This is a genomic window from Bordetella genomosp. 7 (assembly GCF_002261415.1).
Classification (GTDB): domain Bacteria; phylum Pseudomonadota; class Gammaproteobacteria; order Burkholderiales; family Burkholderiaceae_B; genus Bordetella_A.
Genome location: NZ_NEVI01000011.1, coordinates 1 through 1,930 on the forward strand (window position 1 = coordinate 1; position 1,930 = coordinate 1,930).

General features: G+C 67.9%; 2 protein-coding genes and 1 pseudogene. All 3 read left to right on the forward strand.

All coding sequences use genetic code 11. The annotated features are described in order from the left end of the window. Positions 1-456, forward strand: a pseudogene (locus CAL18_RS05805) (methyl-accepting chemotaxis protein); the annotation flags it as partial. 41 nt (positions 457-497) lie between these two features. After that, a complete protein-coding gene (locus CAL18_RS05810) occupies positions 498-908 on the forward strand; it encodes a hypothetical protein (protein WP_094796742.1) in 411 nt (136 codons plus the stop codon). Between the two features lie 91 nt (positions 909-999). Beyond that, on the forward strand, positions 1,000-1,930 hold a 931-nt coding region (locus CAL18_RS05815; RefSeq protein ID WP_141217747.1), incomplete at its 3' end, for a Tar ligand binding domain-containing protein.

Here is a 1,930-nt window from a genome sequence, read left to right on the forward strand (position 1 = left end):
GTACTCGAGGAAGCGGCCGCGGCGGCGGGTTCGCTGCAGGAGCAGGCGCAGCGCCTGGCCGAAGCCGTGGCGGTGTTCAAGATCAATACCGGCGAAGTCATCGAAGTGCCCGCGCAGCAGTTGAGCGCGCAGCGCGCGCCGCGCGTGGCCGATGGCGCGCGCCCGCCCGCTGCCCCTGGCCAGCCCAGGCAGGCCATGCCCGAGTCGGCGCCGCGGCAGCTGAAGGCCGCCCAGCCTGCACAGGAACCTGCCCGCGCGGCGACGCGTCCGCAAGCGGCCGCCGCGCCGGCCGCCGGGGCTGCCCCGCAGGCTCGGCGCAAGGTTGCCGCGCACCAGGCTTCCGATGGCGCCGTGGCGCCCAGGTCCGCGCGCGCTTTCACGCCGCAACGGGCGGCGGCGGGCTCGCAGGCGAACCCGCGCGCATCGTCGGCCGACGACGATTGGGAATCCTTCTGATGCATGCGCAGATGATGCGCGTTCGCCTGGCGCAAACGGGTATGCGCATGGCGACGGCGGTACTGGCCATGGCGGCCCTGCTGTCGGGCTGCATGACTACCGGCCGAAACTTCGACGCGTCGCAGTTGTCGGCGCTGACGCCGGGCGTGTCGACCATGGACGAGGCCGCCTATGCATTGGGGGCCGCGCCGCAGACGCTGTACGGCCAATCCGACGGAAGCACCCTGGCACTGTGGTCGTACCACGCTACCTGGGTGACCGACGGTCTGTACGGCCGCAAGCAGGCCTTGTTGCGTTTCGGCCCCGACGGCCGACTGCTGGGCCTGGTGGACAGCACCAACGTTTTGCTGGAGCCGTGGGAGCGGCGCAAGTTGCTGGGTCCGCCGCCGGCGCGGCTGGATGGGCCCGCCGGCGCTCCCTGGGCTGCAGTGCCGGCGCCGCCGGCGCAATGACCGCAGTGGCGCGATCAGCCAGGGTCTAACGGACGCCGGCGCACGCCGGCGATGTGTGTTTTTCCGAATATTCGTGATGGACGGGGAAGCTATGGAAGCGAGTTACGACGCCGGTACCAAGCCGGCCAAGACCAAGAAGCGGGCGCGCGCCCCGAAACAGAAACGATCCTGGAAGATCCGCGACGCGCGGGTGGGCACCTTGCTGCTGGCGGTAATGGCCTTCTTCGCGCTGCTGATTGCAGCCGTGGGCGTGCTGGCGGCGTACTTCCTGCAGACCAACTATGAATCGATCCGCCGGATCCAGGACCTGACGGACCGCGCCAAACAGGTCGAGATCATCAACAGCGACATGCTGCGCGCACGCGTCGACCTGATGGTGGCTGCGCGCTATTTGCAGGAGTCTGGCTGGGGGTCGGGCGAAAGCGCGGCGCAAGGCGCCAAGGAAGCGCTCGATTCCGCCACCACCCGCCTTGATGGCGTGCGCAAGCGCTTCTCGGACTTCCAGCAGAATATGCTGGAAGACGACACCGGCCGCCGTCTGTCGATGAACCTGGTACGCCGCTACCGCGCGTATATCGATGATGGGGTCGATACGATGGTCGAAGCCCTGCGCAGCGAAGACTATTCGACCTTTTACATGGTCAACAATGAGTATGGCACGCCGCGCAGCGCGACCTTCATCGAGGCTATCGCGGAGTTCAGCGACTATATCCAGGCGCAGCAGAGCGCCAACGTGGCGGCGGCGCAGGCCAACTTCCAGCGCGCGGTGGCTGCGGTCGGCGTGGCGGTGGCGCTGGCGCTGGTGTTGATGCTGGTAGCGCGCATGGTGTTCGGCCGGCTGGTCGTGCGTCCCCTGGTCGAGGCTGGCCAGCACTTTGACAAGATTGCCAACGGGGACCTGACGGCGCGGGTAGAGGTTCGCAACAGCAACGAGATAGGCCAGTTGTTTGCGGCGCTCAAGCGGATGCAGGAGAACCTGGCGCGCACGGTGTCGCAGGTTCGTCGCGGGGTTGACGAGATCA

Coding starts and splice junctions, on each gene's coding strand:
- CAL18_RS05810 (WP_094796742.1), top strand. CDS start 498: ATGCGCATGGCGACGGCGGTACTGGCCATGGCGGCCCTGCTGTCGGGC.